This is a genomic window from Rosenbergiella epipactidis, assembly GCF_018494055.1.
In the GTDB taxonomy this organism is placed as follows: domain Bacteria; phylum Pseudomonadota; class Gammaproteobacteria; order Enterobacterales; family Enterobacteriaceae; genus Rosenbergiella; species Rosenbergiella epipactidis.
Genome location: NZ_JABBFQ010000005.1, coordinates 87,346 through 103,418, shown reverse-complemented (window position 1 = coordinate 103,418; position 16,073 = coordinate 87,346). Strand labels below are relative to the sequence as shown.

The following is a 16,073-nucleotide window of genomic DNA, read 5'->3' as shown; positions in this document are numbered from 1 at the left end:
AAGCGGACGTTATGAATAAGATAGAGAGCTTTATCCAACAGGCGGTTGCCGCGCTACCGGTTAGCGGCACCTCACTGATTTCGTCATTTTATGGCGATGCACTCGCCCATCGAGGGGGGGAGATCAGTATTGCTAGTCTCACCGCACTCTTTGAAGGGCTAGGCTTTGGTGAGCGATTTATTCGGACGTCACTCTTCCGTCTGCATAAAGAGGAGTGGTTAGACGTGACCCGCTTGGGGCGGCGTAGTTTTTATCGCCTCAGCGAGAAGGGGGCGCGAATTACCCGCCGAGCAGAGCATAAAATTTATTGTACTGAACAACCGGCATGGGATGGAAAGTGGCTACTGCTACTTTCTGAAGGCTTAGAGCGTAAGACCTTACTCGATGTCAAAAAGCAGCTGATCTGGCAAGGGTTTGGTGTATTAGCCCCCAGTTTAATGGCATCGCCTTCGCAGAATCTCGCCGAGGTACAAGCGCTGTTATTTGAAGCCGGTGTTGCGGAAAAGGTTATCTGTTTTGAAGCAACCTCTCCGCTAGCCCTGTCGCGGGCGGCGTTACGGGCGCGAGTTGAAGAGTGTTGGCAGCTGACCGAAAAAAATCAGCGATTAGAAGGTTTTATTGAAACCTTCCGGCCGTTACAGCGTTTACTTAAAGAAGCTAAAGACGACGAGCTTACTGCAGAGCGCTGTTTTCATCTGCAATTGCTGGTGGTGGATTGCTACCGTCGGATCACGTTACGTGACCCGATGCTGCCGCAAGAATTACTCCCAAGCCATTGGTCTGGCCAAACGGCTCGTCAACTCTTTATCAATATTTATCAGCGCACATCACCTGGCGCGCTACAGTTCCTCAGTGAAAAGGGTGAAAACTCTGTCGGCGATTTGCCTCTTCCGGCCAGCAGTTATTATCAACGTTTCGGCGGTTTACTCGCCGACTAGGAGCGTCCTGATGCCCAGTTATCAGATCGATGGGGTGACCCCGGTTGTGTCACTCGACAGTTATGTTCATCCCACTGCCGTGTTGATCGGCGATGTAATTATTGAGACCGGCGTATATATCGGTCCTAATGCCAGCCTAAGGGGTGATTTTGGGCGCATTGTCGTCAAACGTGGTGCCAATATTCAAGATAACTGTGTGATGCACGGTTTTCCCGAGCAGGATACGGTAGTCGAAGAAGACGGGCATATCGGTCACTGTGCTGTATTACACGGGTGTGTTATCCGCCGTAATGCGATGGTCGGGATGAATGCGGTGATCATGGATGCCGCAGAGATTGGCGAAAACTGTATCGTCGGCGCGGCCTCCTTTGTGAAAGCGGGGGCAAGTTATGCCGCCAACCAATTAATTTTAGGCGCTCCCGCCAAAGTGGTGAGAACGTTATCGAGTCAGGAGTTGGCGTGGAAGCGGGCCGGTACCGAGCAGTATCATCAACTGGTGACCCGCTCTCAGCAGTCGTTACGCGAAGTCGAGCCACTGCGTGACCTCGATGCTGACCATCCACGTATTTCTTTTACCGATCCCCATCAATGCCTCGCCGAGGCACGCAAGGCCAAATAGTTTCTGCACAGGTGTCTCGGAACTAGATTGCGTGTAAAGTGGCTGAAACCTTATCAGCTTGGGAGCATTGTCATGCAGTTATCGGTGGGGACAGATTCAACGTGGTCGTTACGTACGATGATCGGCGCGAAAATAGCCGAACTTCCTGTCGATCTTCATGTATTTTCGTTACAGTGCGCGAGTTGTCAAAGCGTACTTCGCTCTCTCAGCCCGACAGGGTTGGTGCCCTTCCTCGAGGACGGCTCATTGCGCCTCCATGACTCGCTAGCGATTCTTGAGTACCTTAATGAGTTGAGTGATGGGAAACTTTATCCCACTGATCAGGGGAAACGCGCACTCTCGCGCAGTCTCTGTGCCGAGATGCACGCGGGCTTCAGCGCATTACGTCAAACGATGCCCTTCACCTTGGCCGATGTCAGCCCATTAACCGCATTTTCTCCGGCGCAAACCGCCGATATCGCGCGGGTCACAACACTGTTCGCCAGTGCCGAAGGCCCTTTCTATCAGGGCGATAAACCGACGGCAGTCGATGCCTTTTACGCCGTATTGGCCTACCGTTTACAGCACTATGGTGTGAGGTTACAGGGTGAAGCGGGGCAGTATCAACAGCAGTTGGTGGCTTGGTCATTCCTACAGGAAGCGCTGGCACAGCTGACCTCAACTGCCGCCTGTTGCCACCCATAACGCTGCCGCGCAGACGATGCAGGGATAACTTGACCTTAGCTTAAGGGTAAGCGATGTTAAGCAAAATATTTAGGCTAGGTCGACAATTGTGATTACCCATTACTCCTTTGTTATTCGTCTGCTTCATTGGTTAACGCTACTCGCTTTGTTGGCGGCTTACGGCAGTATTGAGTCGCGATCGTGGATTGACTTAACACCGGGACAGCGCAAAGTCGTGGCGATAACGCATGTCTACGCGGGAATGAGCGTCCTTATCATGATGGTAACGCGCCTCTTTTTACGTGCTAAAGGTGCGCGACAACCGACTCAACCCAGCGTGCAATCTCGGTTGGCACAGTGTGGCCATGGGCTGTTATACCTGTTATTTATTACCTTACCCCTGCTCAGTCTTACCGCCCGTTATTTTCGCGGGCATGAATGGTCATGGTTAGGGATCGCGATGCCCATTACCGATATGCCGAATCTGGCGTTAGCCAAAAGCCTGATGGCATGGCATATGGACCTCGCACAGATCGGTTATTGGCTCATCGCGGCACATACCTTGGCGGCGCTGTATCATCATGCAGTGAAAAAAGACAACACGCTGCGGGCCATGTGGCTGTGGGGAAAATAATCGAAAATTTTTTTATCACCTTGCGCAACTTTTTACTCGGCTGAGCGAATTACTCAGTAAGTTAACTAAACTTATTATATTAATTCTACAGGAGTATGGAGATGACTATGTTGAAACGTCGTATTACCCAGATTGTTGCAGGTGTAGGAATGGCTTTTGCGGCCTCAAGCTTTACGGCACAGGCTGCATTACCGGTAGGTGCAGCCGCTCCTCAATTCCAATTGCATGCTGCGCTGGGCGGCAAACCGCTCGATTTTTCGCTACAACAAGCCCTTAAAAAAGGCCCAGTCGTGCTCTATTTCTTCCCTGCGGCATTTACTGCAGGCTGTACCTTAGAGGCTCATGAGTTCGCCGAAGCCACCGATAAGTTTAGCCAATTAGGCGCGATCGTCATTGGTGTGACGGCAGGCAATACTGACCAAATTAGCCAGTTCTCTAAACTCGAGTGCCGCGATAAATTTGCGGTGGCAGCTGATCCGGGTGCGAAAGTGGCGGCGCAGTATCAAACAGCGGTACAAGTGAAAGGGAAGGCGATGTCAGAGCGGACCTCTTATGTTATCTCCCCTGAAGGCAAAATTTTAATGAGCTACACCGATAGAAATCCTGATCAGCATATCCAGAAAGCGTTGGATGCTGTACAACAGTATCGCTCCGCACACTAAGTGGTGACAGGATGCTAACCGCGTTATTCGCCGCCTTTTTGGGCGGCATTATCCTTAATCTAATGCCCTGCGTTTTTCCAGTGATCTCATTGAAAGCGCTGGGTCTTATCAATCATCAATCCGATTCTGGTCACGCTAAACGAGAAGGGATGGGCTTTTTAGTCGGTGTGGTGGTGACCATGCTGCTGTTAGCGGGGATCCTGCTGGCGGCACGTGCCGGTGGCGCGGCGGTGGGCTGGGGATTTCAGCTTCAGTCTCCGCTAGTGATTGCCCTATTGGCACTGGTGATGTTGGCGGCGGCACTCAATTTACTTGGGCTGTTTGAAGTCGGACTTGCCGTACAAAATGTCGGGTCAGTACAGACGAAACGTGGGATCTTCGCGCGCTCTGCGCTTACCGGGGCCTTGGCGATTATCGTGGCGACGCCGTGCGCCGCACCGTTTATGGCCAGTGCGATAGGCTATGCGTTGGTGCAACCGCCTTTTGTCGCACTATGGGTCTTTTTCTTCTTAGCCCTTGGCTTTGCGGCACCTTTTTCGTTGATCTGTTTCTTTCCCTCATTATCGCGCTGGTTACCGAAACCCGGTGCGTGGATGCAGACGTTAAAGCATGGTTTGGCCTTTCCGATGCTCGGGGCTTACGCTTGGCTAGTCTGGGTGTTTTCTCAACAAACGGATAGCCAAGCCTTAGGCATGCTGCTGGCCGTCTCGGTGCTGTTTGGCTTTACCGCGTGGTTGTACGGTATTGTGCAGCGTCGGCGCATGATGTCGCGTTCATACCGCGGCTTAGCGGCGTTGACCTTTCTGCTACTGATCGCGGTCATTGCGCCAGTGGTCGGGATTACGCCTAAGCAGAGCCAAGTCTCCGCGGCGGCGTCGGTCAGTGAAGAAACGTGGTCGCCTCATAATGTGGCGCAGCTACGGGGTAAGGGGAAACCGATCTTTGTCGATTTCACGGCGTCTTGGTGTATTACCTGTCAGGTTAATCAGCGCACAACGCTATCGACTGAGGCGGTGAAACAGGCTATCACGGCGACTGGGACACACTTTATGGTGGCAGACTCGACCAAGTTTAATCCCGATGTTGAGGATGCGTTGGCAGAGTTTGGCCAAGGAGGATTACCCATGTATCTCGTCTATCCGGCAGATGGCGGTAAGCCAGTGGTTCTGCCACAGGTATTGACCCCGCAAATTGTGACGCAAGCCCTACAGAAAGCGGCTAATGGCACTTAACGACCGCGATAAGCAGCAGTGGCCAGCGCTGATGGTGCAGGCTCAGCGTGGTTCTCAACAGGCGTATGAACGGTTGTTGAGGGCCTTGTTGCCGGCGATCCGCGCGCAAGTTAGTCAACAAATTTATGACCGTAGTCAGGTCGAGGATGTGGTCCAAGACGTGCTACTGACGCTGCATCGCGTACGCCACACCTACGACAGTGATTATCCCTTTATGCCATGGTTACAGGCGATTATCCGCGCGCGTTGTATTGATGCGCTGCGTCGCCAAGGGTATCGACGTTATGAGGTGGTGGACGATGACTATTGTGAAGCATCGAGCACGGCTGAGAGTCAGCCGCTTACTGCTGACCCTCAGCTAGGACACTACTTGCAGCAGTTACCGGCACGGCAACGAGAAATGGTGGAGTTCGTCCATCTCAACGAAAAGAGTCTTGCGGAAGCCGCCTCGCACCATCAATTATCTCTCTCGGCCGTAAAGTCTTTATTACATCGAGCGTTGGTCAATTTACGACGTATCGGAGCGAAACATGAGTGATCATCAACAACTTATTAAGAAACTCTCCAGTGAGATGCGGCCCGTCAACCCTCTCGCCCCAACAAGTATCCGTATTCTAAAGTGGATGGCGCTAGCCCTTCCCTTAGCGATAGTGTCGAGTGTTGTGGTGCATCGCGGATTAACCGATTGGACGCAACCGGGTGCCGGGCTAGCCGTCGCACAATTATTGCTCGCGGTAATCATCGGTATTGCAGCAGCATGGAATGCGCTGACCTTATTAATTCCTGGGCGCGATACCCTGCCCACTGTGCGGTTTGTGTTAGCGGGTGGACTCTGGTTGTTGCTGAATATTATGAGTATTCCGGCTCATCCCGTCGCACCGACCCATGATCACGGTACCTTTTGCTACCTTTTTCTGATGGTAGTCAGTACGCCGATGGTAATCACCTTGTTGTGGACGTTACGACAGAGTGGCGGGTTGTACAGTCAGAAGGGCCTATTAATGGCGGGAATTAGCGTGGCGGCATGGTCAGTCAGCCTGTTATCGCTGTGTCATCCGGTGCAACAAGATCGGATGGATTTCGCCCTGCATGTTGCTGCGGTGGCAACCATTATTGGCATAACGATGATTATTGGCCGTCTTACACGAATAAAAGGATGATGGGCAGGCTGAAGACCTGCCCTAACAGAACTCAACGCATTGAGCGCTGAATTTTTTTATCGGTATTGTATTGGCTTAAGGCATAGACCGCCCAGATGGTAGCAGGTAGCCACCCGATCAGCGTCAGTTGTAAAATTAAGCAGATAATCCCGGCGATCGGTCGACCGATAGTGAAGAACGTTAGCCAAGGTAAAAGTAGTGCAATAAGTAGTCTCATGATCTCTCCTGTTATCATTCCTTTATTTCAGTGTAGACGAGAAAAACATTAAGCCCTAAGTGTCATTATCCTAATTTTTTGGCCAGAGGACGCTTAACCTGTCACTTTACCCTGCGACCAATAGGCCATAAAGGTGGCCGTTTCACGCGTCAGCATGCGTTCCTGAATCAGATAACGGCGTAAGGTTCTGACGACACTGGACTCGGCGGCCACCCAAGCGCGAAAGCGTTCACACGGCTCGGCCCGTTCCCACAAAATATCGTCGCTAAGGCTTTTCTCTTCCAACGATTGGTCCGCGCTGCAGGCGTAGTCCGGTAGCGTTAAGCGCGATTGAACGGCCTGTAAGAGGGCCTGCTGCGCATCGCCATCACGCTCAGTGCTGCTCCAATGAATCTTGGCAAAGTCGTAGTTAATCGGTTGACTGTCCGCGGCTAAGGGCACATGAAGAAACGCTTGCACACGGGGGGGGGTCGGTCGGCGGGCAAGATTTTCTAAAATCCCCATCGCAGCGGGTAGGGCGGTCTCATCGGCAACCAGTAAGACCTCTTGCAGCGTCGGATTTTCAAACCATTCAAACCCGCCACTGGTCGCTGCCGCCTCGGCATTGGGTACTACAATCTGTAATGAGCTATCGACTTGCGCACGCAGCGCCCAGCGTGAGGCTGGCCCAGTATCGCCATGTAGGACGAAATCGACCCACATCTCTTGTTGTGACACGTCAAGGTGGCGCAGGGTATAGGTCCGCATGGTCGGGCGCTCTGCTTTGGGGATAGCGAGAAAGGTCCCGTACCAATCTTCCGTTACGGCAAGTTTTTGGCAGGATTGATGTTCCGCCAACAGAATTTTGATGCGTTGGTCTGGCGCCTCATGTTTAATTTTATCGATATCCTCGCCGGTAAAGACGCAGCGCAATAGCGAAGGACTCAACATTTCTCGACGTTTTAACTGAAGATCGACCACTCTATACCCTGACGCCATACCGATCACTTACCTATAAAAATAATGATAATAATTATCATACACATTCAATGACTCTGCGGCTAGCTGTGACGGAAAACTGAGGGCGTGTTTTTAAAGGGAAAAACAGCTTTAAGAATATTCCTTATTGTTAATACTAATCATTATCATTTAGATTCTCATACCTTATAACCACTCCACAATAATCAGTTTTACTACTGGAGTGCTTCTTTTTTCTAATGGTGTAAAGGGAAAGGGTGGTGTAAGTGTCTAAAAATAATAGCGAAAAAAATTCTTTCGAGAAGTGGTTGTTCAACGATAAAACGCTCGACGGCTATCAACGTAATACTCAGTTGGCCGCGAATCTTATCCGTCAACATATGGTGAGAGCCTCTCAACCTTTTAGTGGCATTACGCCTCAAGCACTGGCGGCTGAATTTGCCGAGATCGATTTAACCCAGCCGCTTGCCTCGACAGAGGCTGCGCTGCAGGAACTGTCGCAACTCTGGTTGCGAGATGCCGTGTGGTTCCATCATCCCCGCTATATCGCCCATCTAAACTGTCCGATTACGTTACCCACGTTATTGGCCGAGCAGCTGTTAAGTGCGGTCAATACCTCAGTGGATACTTGGGATCAGAGTGCTGGGGCCACCTTGATCGAACAGAAAGTGGTGGATTGGACGTTACAGCAAATAGGCTTACCCCAGGGGAGTGAGGGAATTTTTACCAGCGGCGGCACCCAGTCTAACTTGATGGCGATGTTATTAGCGCGAGACAGTCGAGTGGCTAAAGAGACGCCCGAACGTTTGGTAAAGCATCATGGATTACCAGCCGAAGCCTCGCGCTGGCGTATTTTCACCTCTGCGTTAAGCCATTTTAGTATTCAGAAGTCTTGCGCCTTACTGGGACTAGGCTATGAGGCGGTCATCGCCGTGGATTACGATGACGATTACAAGATGGACAGTCGCCAACTGGCACAGGCGATGGCGCAGGCGGTTGCAGAAGGCTTAATCCCTATCGCGGTCGTGGCGACAGCAGGGACTACCGATTTCGGCAGCATTGACCCCTTAGCGGAGATCGCCGAATTATGTCACCGTCACCAAGCATGGTTCCACGTTGACGCAGCGTATGGCTGCGGACTGTTGACCTCCACCCAGTTCCGCCCGCGTCTGTCGGGAATCGAGTTAGCCGACTCGGTGACGGTGGATTACCATAAATCTTTCTTCCAAAGCGTCAGTTGCGGTGCCTTTTTTGTCCGTGAGGCCAGCCATCTGCGTCATGTCACCGTCCATGCAGATTACCTCAATCCACTCAGTGCCAAACAGGAAGGCACCCCGAATTTAGTGGATAAAAGCCTACAAACGACTCGCCGTTTCGATGCCTTAAAGATGTGGCTTAGTTTACGCATTTTGGGTCGTGAATCGCTGGGTGACGCGTTTGATCAGGTCATCGCCTTAACGGTGGAGACTCACCGTCGCTTAATGGCTTACCCGCAGCTAGAGGTACTGCATGCGCCAGAATTAACCACCCAAGTCTTCCGTTTCCACCCGACCACCGAACTGAGCGCCAATGCAGTGGACGAGATTAATCAACAGATCCGTAAAGGTCTCAATCGAAGCGGTGAAGCAATGATTGCGGCCACCAAGGTAAAGGGGAAGCAGTATTTGAAATTTACCTTACTCAATCCTGCGACATCGATAGACGAGATCCAACAAGTGATCGAAGCCTTAATCCATCACGGAGAAGCTTTAGCCGCTCAGCGTATTCAGCGTAAACAAACCGTAGGGGCCCACTGATGTCTGAGAAAATTTATGACTTGCTTGGGGTGGGGATTGGTCCATTTAACCTGAGTTTGGCCTGTCTGACTGATGCGATAGACGACATGGATGCGGTGTATCTCGATCAAAAGCCGACCTTCAATTGGCATCCAGGCATGATGCTGGAGTCTGCCCATTTACAGACGCCCTTTATGGCCGATCTAGTGACTTTAGCCGACCCGACGAGTCGTTTTAGTGTTTTAAACTATTTGAAACAGAAGGGTAAACTTTACTCGTTCTATATTCGCGAAGACTTTTTCCTACTGCGTAAAGAGTACAACCAATATTGTCAGTGGGCGTGCGACCAGCTCGCTTCATTACAGTGGAACACGCGGGTTGAGCGGGTGACGCGCGATGAACAGCGAGACTGCTATTGCGTTGACGCGATAAATACCGTCAGTGGTGAACGCCAGCAATGGCTTGCTCGCCATCTAGTGTTAGGCACCGGACCAACGCCCTGGATGCCGGACTGGATCGATACCTCATTAGAACAGGTGGTGCATTCTGGGCACTATCTGGCGAAGAAACAGGCTTTGCAGCAGCAATCGGCGATTACGGTGGTGGGCAGTGGCCAAAGTGCGGCAGAGATTTTCTACGATTTACTGCAAGATATTGATCAATATCACTATCAGTTAAATTGGGTGACTCGCGCCCCGCGTTTTTTCCCGTTGGAATACACCCGGCTAACGTTAGAGATGACTTCGCCAGAGTGGGTCGACTATTTCCATGCGTTACCGGAAGCGCAGCGTGACCGCTTGAATGCCAGCCAGAAAAATCTCTATAAGGGGATTAATGAGAGCCTGATTAACGATATTTACGAACTGCTTTATCGTAAGGATCTGGAGGGACCGCTGCCGGTGACCCTGTGTACCGACTCTGGCCTTGTTGCCATGGAGAAGAATGAAAACCAGGGACTGACGCTTACCCTGTCTCACCAAGTCCTGCAGGAAGAGTTTAGCCTCGCGACCGATGGCGTCATTATGTCGACGGGTTATACCTATCGTCCGCCTGAATTCTTAACGCCCCTGATGCCGTTAATCGAGTTTGATCGCCAGCAACGTTATGCGGTGGGGCGAGACTACAGTATCGATCGTCGCCATAGCCTCTTTGTCCAAAACGCTGAGTTGCACACCCATGGTTTTGTCTCACCTGATTTAGGGATGGCCTGTTACCGCAACTCGGTGATCCTACGCAGTATTCTGGGTCGAGAGGTGTATCCGGTCGAGAAAAAAATTGCTTTCCAAACCTTTGGACTGCCGAAGGAGGCCGTTGATGGGTGAACGTATATATAGTCTGCAACAACCCTTGGGCCATTTCACCTTACGCCGTTGGCAAGCGGGGGATGAAACGATGATCCACCAATGGGTGATTCAGCCCCATGCGCAGTTCTGGGGAATGCAGGATCAGAGCGTTGAGCAGGTCAATGACTTCTATATCAACCTGGTCGCCCAAGACGTCAACAGTGTGCTGATCGGTAGCCTCGACGGAGAGCCTTATTTCTTAATCGAGTGCTATCAGGCGCTACAGGAAGAGGTGGCCGAGCATTACCCTGCGCAATCTGGCGATTATGGTATGCACCTGCTCGTGGCACCCGTCAGTACGCCCATCAGTGGATTAAGTCGGCAAATTTTCGCCACCGTAATGGAATATATGTTTAGCCGCCCGGAAGTGTCACGCGTGGTGGTTGAACCCGATATCAATAACCACAAAATTCATCGACTTAATCAACAAGCGGGTTTCCGCTATCACCAGCAAATCGACCTTGGTCACAAACGCGCATGGTTGGCGTTTTGTACGGCCACAGATTTTTACCGAGAGAAAGCCCTTATGTTAAAGCCAGCGTCCGTTTTATCTCCCGCCCAGCCTAATGCCAAACACTGGCAGCAGGTAAATGGACAATTGATCCAAAAAGCGATTACTGAATTCAGCCATGAGCGGCTATTAGTCCCTGAAGCGGTCGCCGAAGGCGGGTGGCGTTTAACCGATAGCTCGGGCGAGAATGTGTATCAGTTTGAAGGGAAATGGCGGGCGCTGAACCACCTTTCTATCGACTGGCGGACCCTAAGGAAAACCCATAAGGGACAAGAGAAACCGCTGGACGCGCTGGAATTTATCGTCGAATTCGCCGACCAACTGGCGATACCGGAGTCGATGTTAGCCACTTATTTAGAAGAGGTCTCCAGCACGCTCTGCAGCAGCCAGTTTAAGTTACAGAAAGGCAATCCAAGCAGCGAGCAACTGGCGGCGGCAGATTTCCAGACCATTGAGTCTTCAATGACCGAGGGGCATCCTTGTTTTATTGCCAATAATGGGCGTATTGGGTTTGATGCCGCAGACTACTTGGCGTATGCGCCAGAGGTGGGGGCATCGATCTTTATGCCTTGGGTCGCGGTCCATCGCAGTAATGGGCATTTTGCTGCGGTGGATGGGCTGGATTATGCCACCCTTATCGAGGAGGAGTTAGGCACGGCGCAGGTCAAAGAGTGGGAGGCTACACTGCGATCGCTGGGTGTGTTACCGGAGGACTACCTCTTTACGCCCGTACACCCTTGGCAGTGGCAAAATAAAATCGTCACAGTCTTTGCCGCCGATATCGCCCGACAAAATATTATTTATTTAGGCGTCGCAGCCGATGCCTACCAGGCGCAACAGTCAATACGCACGTTCTTTAATCGTAGTCAGCCATCCAAACGTTATGTTAAAACCGCGCTTTCGATCCTGAATATGGGCTTTATGCGAGGGTTATCGCCTTACTATATGGCCACGACACCTGCGGTGAATCAATGGCTAGCGAAGATTGTTGCCGAGGATAACTGGCTTAGCCACTGTCACTTCTCAATTCTGCAAGAGGTCGCCACCATTGGCTACCATCATCGTCTCTATGAGAGAGCGATCAAAAAAGAGTCGGCCTACAAGAAGATGTTTGCTGCCTTATGGCGGGAAAACCCGTTAACGGGCTTAACCGATCGGCAGCGTTTAATGACGATGGCCGGATTACTTCACCGCGATGCAGACGGTAAAGCGCTGTTAACAGCACTTATCAAGCGTTCAGGTTTAGCGCCCGCCGAGTGGATTGACCGTTATCTTCAAGCCTATTTAAGTCCTATTTTGCACTGCTTCTACCAGTACGACTTGGTCTTTATGCCCCATGGCGAAAACTTGATTCTTAAGTTAGAGGACGATGTACCGGTAGGCTGTTTTATGAAGGATATTGGCGAAGAGATTGCGATTCTAGATACTTCGCGCGAGTTACCGGACAAGATAAAACGTATTAAAGCTGAGGTCCCGGATGAGTTGAAGTTATTATCGATTTTTGTCGATGTCTTTAGCTGCTTCTTCCGTTTTATCAGTGCGATTCTTGATGAAGACGGGGTAATGCAAGAAGGTGCATTTTGGCAGCGTGTTGCCGTCAGTATTGAACATTATCAGCAACATCATCCTCAATTTGCTGACAAGTTTGCGCAGTTCGATCTGTTTAGCCCAACGTATGCACATTCTTGTTTAAACCGGCTGCAGTTGGCGAATAATCAGCAAATGGTGAATTTGGACGATCCGGCTAGCGCCCTGAAACTGGCTGGGGTGCTGGTTAACCCAATCGCTCAGTTCAAAAAATGATACGGGTCGTCAATAAAGCCACTACAATGACCGGCAATGCCGGTCTTTTTTTCTTTATTTAGGTCTTATTTATGACATCGACTTCAATACGCCCTGACGCCCCCGTGACGTCATGGCTATTTCCTTTCTCTCTCGTTCTGTTTGAGTTCACGACCTATATTGCCCACGATATGGTGCAACCGGGCATGTTACAAGTGACTCAAGATTTACAGGTGGGTCCCGAGTGGGTGCCTTTTTCGCTCACGGCTTATCTTGTGGGAGGGCTTGTTTTACAGTGGTTACTCGGGCCGCTTTCCGATAAGTGGGGGCGTCGGCCAATATTGATGTCCGGCGCCTTGTTGTTTGCTATCGCAAGCGGATTAACCTTCTGGGTGACATCGATCGAGCAGTTTATGTTGCTACGTTTTGTTCAAGGGATCAGTCTCTGTTTCATCGGTGCCGTTGGCTATACTGCGGTGCAGGAGGCTTTCGAAGAACGAAAGAGTATTCGACTTATGGCATGGATGGCGAATGTGGCGCTGTTAGCGCCTTTGATTGGTCCACTGGCCGGCAGTGCCTTACTGCTGTTCACCACTTGGCGCATGTTATTTATTATTTTCGCGTTAATGTCGCTGATCGCGCTAATCGGATTATATCTCAGTATGCCTGAGACAGCTGGCAATCGGCAGCTCAGCTTAACGCCAAAGCGGTTATTAGGGGCCTATTGGACGTTACTCAAACGACCGGCGCTCGTTGCCGGCTGTTTGGCGCTTGGTTTATCTGCCGTGCCTATCCTCAGCTGGGTGGCGCTGTCCCCGGTCTACTTAATCCACGACCATCAGATGACTGAGGTCGATTATGCGCTACTGCAAGTCCCGGTCTTTGTGGCGATGATCCTAGGTAATGTGGTACTGAGCAAATTAACCCATCATGCTGAGATCACTCGCCCGTTAGTTATCGGGGCGTGGCCGCTCGTCGGCGGGCTACTGATCGCGCTTTGCGCCACCGTTAGCGATACCTATCAAATTGCGATTCTAGTCAGCGGCTTGAGTCTTTATGCGTTCGGTGCGGGATTAAGCACGGCGGTCCTGTACCGGCTAACCCTATTTTCGGTGACCGAGTCCAAGGGGCAAGTTGCGGCGATGATGGGGATGCTGAGTATTCTGATGTATTCCATCGGTTTAGAATTTGCGCGCGAAGGCTACTTCCAACACGGCTTAATGGGCTTCTCTGGGGTTAATCTGGCGAGTGGTGGCTTATGGTTACTGCTGAGTGTGATGTTTGTTCGCTGGGTGAAGCAACATCGACAGGCTCTAACGCTCGAGTAACAACGGGCGCGGCCGCAAGGCCGCGCCTAGGCTTAGAAGTCGTAACCGACGGTTGCAATCACCGAACGTTCCGCTCCCCAATAGCAATAACCTGTTCCATAGCACGACGCCACGTAATCACGTCCCCCTAAGTTTTTTGCATTGAGTTGTACATAAGCGCCTTTCCACCGCGAACGCCACGCACCGAGGTCCATTCTGACTGAAGCATCGACCAGCGTGGCCGAAGGAACACGCGTCGTATTTTCGTTGTCCGCCCACTGTTTACCGATATAACGAACCCCGACCCCCGTGGTAATACCATAATCGAACTTATAGTTTACCCAAGCAGACGCGGTCGCGTTTGGCGTGACATACGGCGTGTTGCCATTATTTCCATCGATAGCATCTTCATAGCGAACATGGTTAACACTGGCGGTAGCGATTGTGCTCAATCGTGAAGTTAACTGATTATGGGCCTCAAGTTCGATACCACGGGAGTGCACTTTTCCGACGGAAGCATAGTAAGTTTCAGGGACGACTCGGTTAGCGACGTCTTTTTGTGTAAGGTCGTAGAGCGCGATGCTGTACAGATCGGAGGTACCGACCGGTTGGTATTTTACGCCAGCTTCATATTGTGAGGCGGTGGTCGGTTTTAGCAGATTACCGTTAGCATCAGACAGCGCTTGCGGCGTAATCGCTTGGCTGTAGCTGAGGTACGGCGAGATGCCATTATCAAAGGCGTAAAGAAGGCCTGCTCGGCCACTCACATGGTCATCTTGGCGACGCGACTGGGTGCCGAGATCGTGACTCACGCTTTTCGAGACGATACGGTCATAACGTCCCGAAACATCTAGGTGCCAGCGGTCCCATTGCATCTCGTCCTGTAAATACGCACCGGTTTGATAATAGCGATTCTTGGTACCGTAGAAAGTATAATCACCATTTTCGCCATAGGTTTCACCCGTAAAAGGATTAATTGATGAAGCCACACCGCTCGCATCTTTATGCCGGTTGGTATATTCGTGATATTCCGCACCGATAACGACTTTATGCTGAATTTCCCCAGTTTTAACATTAGCAATCAGTTGGTTATCTGTCGCAACAGCGGACAGAGAGGACCGCGATCCTGAATAATAGCGGTTTAAGATGTCACTATCCGGTTGCCAACCGATCTGATAGACCTGATCAAGGTCGACATTGGAGTGGCTATAACTTCCGGTCGAATGTACCGACCAAGTATCATTGAAGTTATGGGAAAAGTCGTAGCTATAGATTTGCTCGTGGCGTTTGAACTGATCCAGAGAGGGATCGGCATCACTGAAACTGGTACTAAGCCTTTTTCCATTATGGCTGTATAAGCTGCCATCGCCTGGCTCTGAGCCGTGGAAGCCACCTGATGGATCTTTTTGTAGATAAGCTTTCAGTAGGAGTGTGGTGTCGCTATCCGGTTGCCAGAGCAAGGACGGGGAAATGGCATAATGCTCTTCACGCGTATGGTCAAATTGTGTATGACTTTGATGGCCGATGCCGGTTAAGCGGAAAGCCCATTGGTCATTGATCGCATTGGTATAGTCCATGGCGACGCCACTGGTGCTATGGTTGCCGTAATAGGTTTTAAAGTGACCTTCCTCCGCAAATTGCGGGCGTTTTGAGGTTTCCATCACTAATCCGCCGGGGACGGTTTGGCCGTAAAGGGCGGAGGAAGGACCTTTAATTACATCGATACGCTCTAGGAACCATGGGTCGACTTGCAACACGTTATAGCTGCTGGGATCGCTCATTAAGCGCATACCGTCGAGGAAGATATTATCGACGTCACCACCATGGAATCCACGCAGTGATACGGTATCGTAGCGGGTGGCTGCACCACCAAAATTAGTGAACGCTCCCGCGGTATAATTTAAGGCATCATTAACGGTCATTGCGCCTTGGTCAATCATCTGTTGACGGGTGATAACCGAGACAGACTGGGGAGTGGTTATCAACGGCTGGTCCGTTTTACTCGCGCCAGTACTCGTTTTGGCGGTATAACCGTGCGTTTCTGAAACGGCCGTATCTTCTGGTGCGGCGGTAACAACAACAGTGTTGTCTGCGGCATAACTTAGATGCGGAGCGGTAAGTGCCAACGACACCAGAAAAGCATGACGCTTAAGCGGGAATAACGTCTTCATTATTTTTATCTACCTCAACAGTCAGGGCGCAAGTGACTCAGGGAATCCGAACCTGAATTCCCTCAATTGATAATAAGAACGAGAATTATTATCTTTTATTAG

The 16,073-nt window shown here is 51.0% G+C and carries 15 protein-coding genes; 12 read left to right on the top strand and 3 right to left on the bottom strand.

Features of this window, described 5'->3' with window-relative positions; genetic code table 11:
- The first annotated feature begins 11 nt into the window (after positions 1 to 11).
- From paaX to HGT71_RS09765, 8 genes are all read left to right on the top strand, one after another.
- A complete protein-coding gene (gene paaX / locus HGT71_RS09800) occupies positions 12 to 938 on the top strand; it encodes a phenylacetic acid degradation operon negative regulatory protein PaaX (RefSeq protein ID WP_214217609.1) in 927 nt (308 codons plus the stop codon).
- A 10-nt stretch (positions 939 to 948) separates the two neighbouring features.
- Positions 949 to 1,557, top strand: a complete 609-nt coding sequence (gene paaY / locus HGT71_RS09795; RefSeq protein ID WP_214217608.1) for a phenylacetic acid degradation protein PaaY — start codon at positions 949 to 951, stop codon at positions 1,555 to 1,557.
- Between the two features lie 72 nt (positions 1,558 to 1,629).
- Positions 1,630 to 2,241 carry a glutathione S-transferase N-terminal domain-containing protein gene (locus HGT71_RS09790; RefSeq protein WP_214217607.1) on the top strand — a complete coding sequence of 204 codons (612 nt, stop codon included), beginning with the start codon at positions 1,630 to 1,632 and terminating at the stop codon, positions 2,239 to 2,241.
- Positions 2,242 to 2,329: 88 nt separating this feature from the next.
- Positions 2,330 to 2,854 (top strand): cytochrome b/b6 domain-containing protein, encoded by a 525-nt coding sequence (locus HGT71_RS09785; RefSeq protein WP_214217606.1) that lies wholly within the window; start codon positions 2,330 to 2,332, stop codon positions 2,852 to 2,854.
- A gap of 149 nt (positions 2,855 to 3,003) precedes the next feature.
- Positions 3,004 to 3,516, top strand: coding sequence for a peroxiredoxin (locus HGT71_RS09780; RefSeq protein ID WP_241596790.1), 513 nt, complete (start codon positions 3,004 to 3,006; stop codon positions 3,514 to 3,516).
- Between the two features lie 11 nt (positions 3,517 to 3,527).
- Positions 3,528 to 4,748, top strand: a complete 1,221-nt coding sequence (locus HGT71_RS09775; protein WP_214217604.1) for a protein-disulfide reductase DsbD family protein — start codon at positions 3,528 to 3,530, stop codon at positions 4,746 to 4,748.
- Positions 4,738 to 5,286, top strand: coding sequence for a sigma-70 family RNA polymerase sigma factor (locus tag HGT71_RS09770; protein ID WP_214217603.1), 549 nt, complete (start codon positions 4,738 to 4,740; stop codon positions 5,284 to 5,286). The genes HGT71_RS09775 and HGT71_RS09770 overlap by 11 nt, the downstream gene beginning before the upstream one ends.
- Complete coding sequence (locus HGT71_RS09765; protein WP_214217602.1) at positions 5,279 to 5,908, top strand: NrsF family protein; 630 nt, start codon at positions 5,279 to 5,281, stop codon at positions 5,906 to 5,908. Before HGT71_RS09770 ends, HGT71_RS09765 begins: the two co-directional genes overlap by 8 nt.
- A 31-nt stretch (positions 5,909 to 5,939) precedes the next feature.
- Here the strand turns inward: HGT71_RS09765 and HGT71_RS09760 are convergent, their stop codons facing one another.
- Both HGT71_RS09760 and HGT71_RS09755 read right to left on the bottom strand, forming a co-directional pair.
- On the bottom strand, positions 5,940 to 6,125 hold the full coding sequence (locus HGT71_RS09760) for a YqaE/Pmp3 family membrane protein (protein ID WP_048913441.1): 186 nt from the start codon (positions 6,123 to 6,125) through the stop codon (positions 5,940 to 5,942).
- Positions 6,126 to 6,218: 93 nt separating this feature from the next.
- Positions 6,219 to 7,103, bottom strand: a complete 885-nt coding sequence (locus HGT71_RS09755) for a siderophore-interacting protein (RefSeq protein ID WP_214217601.1) — start codon at positions 7,101 to 7,103, stop codon at positions 6,219 to 6,221.
- Between the two features lie 245 nt (positions 7,104 to 7,348).
- On the opposite strand from HGT71_RS09755, the gene HGT71_RS09750 reads away from it, so the two are divergent.
- From HGT71_RS09750 to HGT71_RS09735, 4 genes are all read left to right on the top strand, one after another.
- The gene (locus tag HGT71_RS09750) at positions 7,349 to 8,878 is read left to right on the top strand and encodes a pyridoxal phosphate-dependent decarboxylase family protein (RefSeq protein WP_342355454.1); all 1,530 of its coding nucleotides are present in this window, start codon (positions 7,349 to 7,351) and stop codon (positions 8,876 to 8,878) included.
- Entirely contained in the window at positions 8,878 to 10,179 is a 1,302-nt protein-coding gene (locus tag HGT71_RS09745; RefSeq protein WP_214217600.1) for a lysine N(6)-hydroxylase/L-ornithine N(5)-oxygenase family protein, read from the top strand. Before HGT71_RS09750 ends, HGT71_RS09745 begins: the two co-directional genes overlap by 1 nt.
- Complete coding sequence (locus HGT71_RS09740) at positions 10,169 to 12,514, top strand: GNAT family N-acetyltransferase (RefSeq protein ID WP_425328670.1); 2,346 nt, start codon at positions 10,169 to 10,171, stop codon at positions 12,512 to 12,514. Before HGT71_RS09745 ends, HGT71_RS09740 begins: the two co-directional genes overlap by 11 nt.
- A 71-nt stretch (positions 12,515 to 12,585) precedes the next feature.
- Positions 12,586 to 13,821 (top strand): MFS transporter, encoded by a 1,236-nt coding sequence (locus tag HGT71_RS09735; RefSeq protein ID WP_214217598.1) that lies wholly within the window; start codon positions 12,586 to 12,588, stop codon positions 13,819 to 13,821.
- A gap of 32 nt (positions 13,822 to 13,853) precedes the next feature.
- Here the strand turns inward: HGT71_RS09735 and HGT71_RS09730 are convergent, their stop codons facing one another.
- Entirely contained in the window at positions 13,854 to 15,971 is a 2,118-nt protein-coding gene (locus tag HGT71_RS09730; protein ID WP_214217597.1) for a TonB-dependent siderophore receptor, read from the bottom strand.
- Positions 15,972 to 16,073: the final 102 nt, after the last annotated feature.

What these genes read in the sequence shown, in the direction of transcription:
- paaX (WP_214217609.1), top strand. Translation starts at nt 12, where the DNA reads ATGAATAAGATAGAGAGCTTTATCCAACAGGCGGTTGCCGCGCTACCG.
- paaY (WP_214217608.1), top strand. Translation starts at nt 949, where the DNA reads ATGCCCAGTTATCAGATCGATGGGGTGACCCCGGTTGTGTCACTCGAC.
- HGT71_RS09790 (WP_214217607.1), top strand. Translation starts at nt 1,630, where the DNA reads ATGCAGTTATCGGTGGGGACAGATTCAACGTGGTCGTTACGTACGATG.
- HGT71_RS09780 (WP_241596790.1), top strand. Translation starts at nt 3,004, where the DNA reads ATGGCTTTTGCGGCCTCAAGCTTTACGGCACAGGCTGCATTACCGGTA.
- HGT71_RS09775 (WP_214217604.1), top strand. Translation starts at nt 3,528, where the DNA reads ATGCTAACCGCGTTATTCGCCGCCTTTTTGGGCGGCATTATCCTTAAT.
- HGT71_RS09770 (WP_214217603.1), top strand. Translation starts at nt 4,738, where the DNA reads ATGGCACTTAACGACCGCGATAAGCAGCAGTGGCCAGCGCTGATGGTG.
- HGT71_RS09765 (WP_214217602.1), top strand. Translation starts at nt 5,279, where the DNA reads ATGAGTGATCATCAACAACTTATTAAGAAACTCTCCAGTGAGATGCGG.
- HGT71_RS09760 (WP_048913441.1), bottom strand. Translation starts at nt 6,125, where the DNA reads ATGAGACTACTTATTGCACTACTTTTACCTTGGCTAACGTTCTTCACT.
- HGT71_RS09755 (WP_214217601.1), bottom strand. Translation starts at nt 7,103, where the DNA reads ATGGCGTCAGGGTATAGAGTGGTCGATCTTCAGTTAAAACGTCGAGAA.
- HGT71_RS09745 (WP_214217600.1), top strand. Translation starts at nt 8,878, where the DNA reads ATGTCTGAGAAAATTTATGACTTGCTTGGGGTGGGGATTGGTCCATTT.
- HGT71_RS09735 (WP_214217598.1), top strand. Translation starts at nt 12,586, where the DNA reads ATGACATCGACTTCAATACGCCCTGACGCCCCCGTGACGTCATGGCTA.
- HGT71_RS09730 (WP_214217597.1), bottom strand. Translation starts at nt 15,971, where the DNA reads ATGAAGACGTTATTCCCGCTTAAGCGTCATGCTTTTCTGGTGTCGTTG.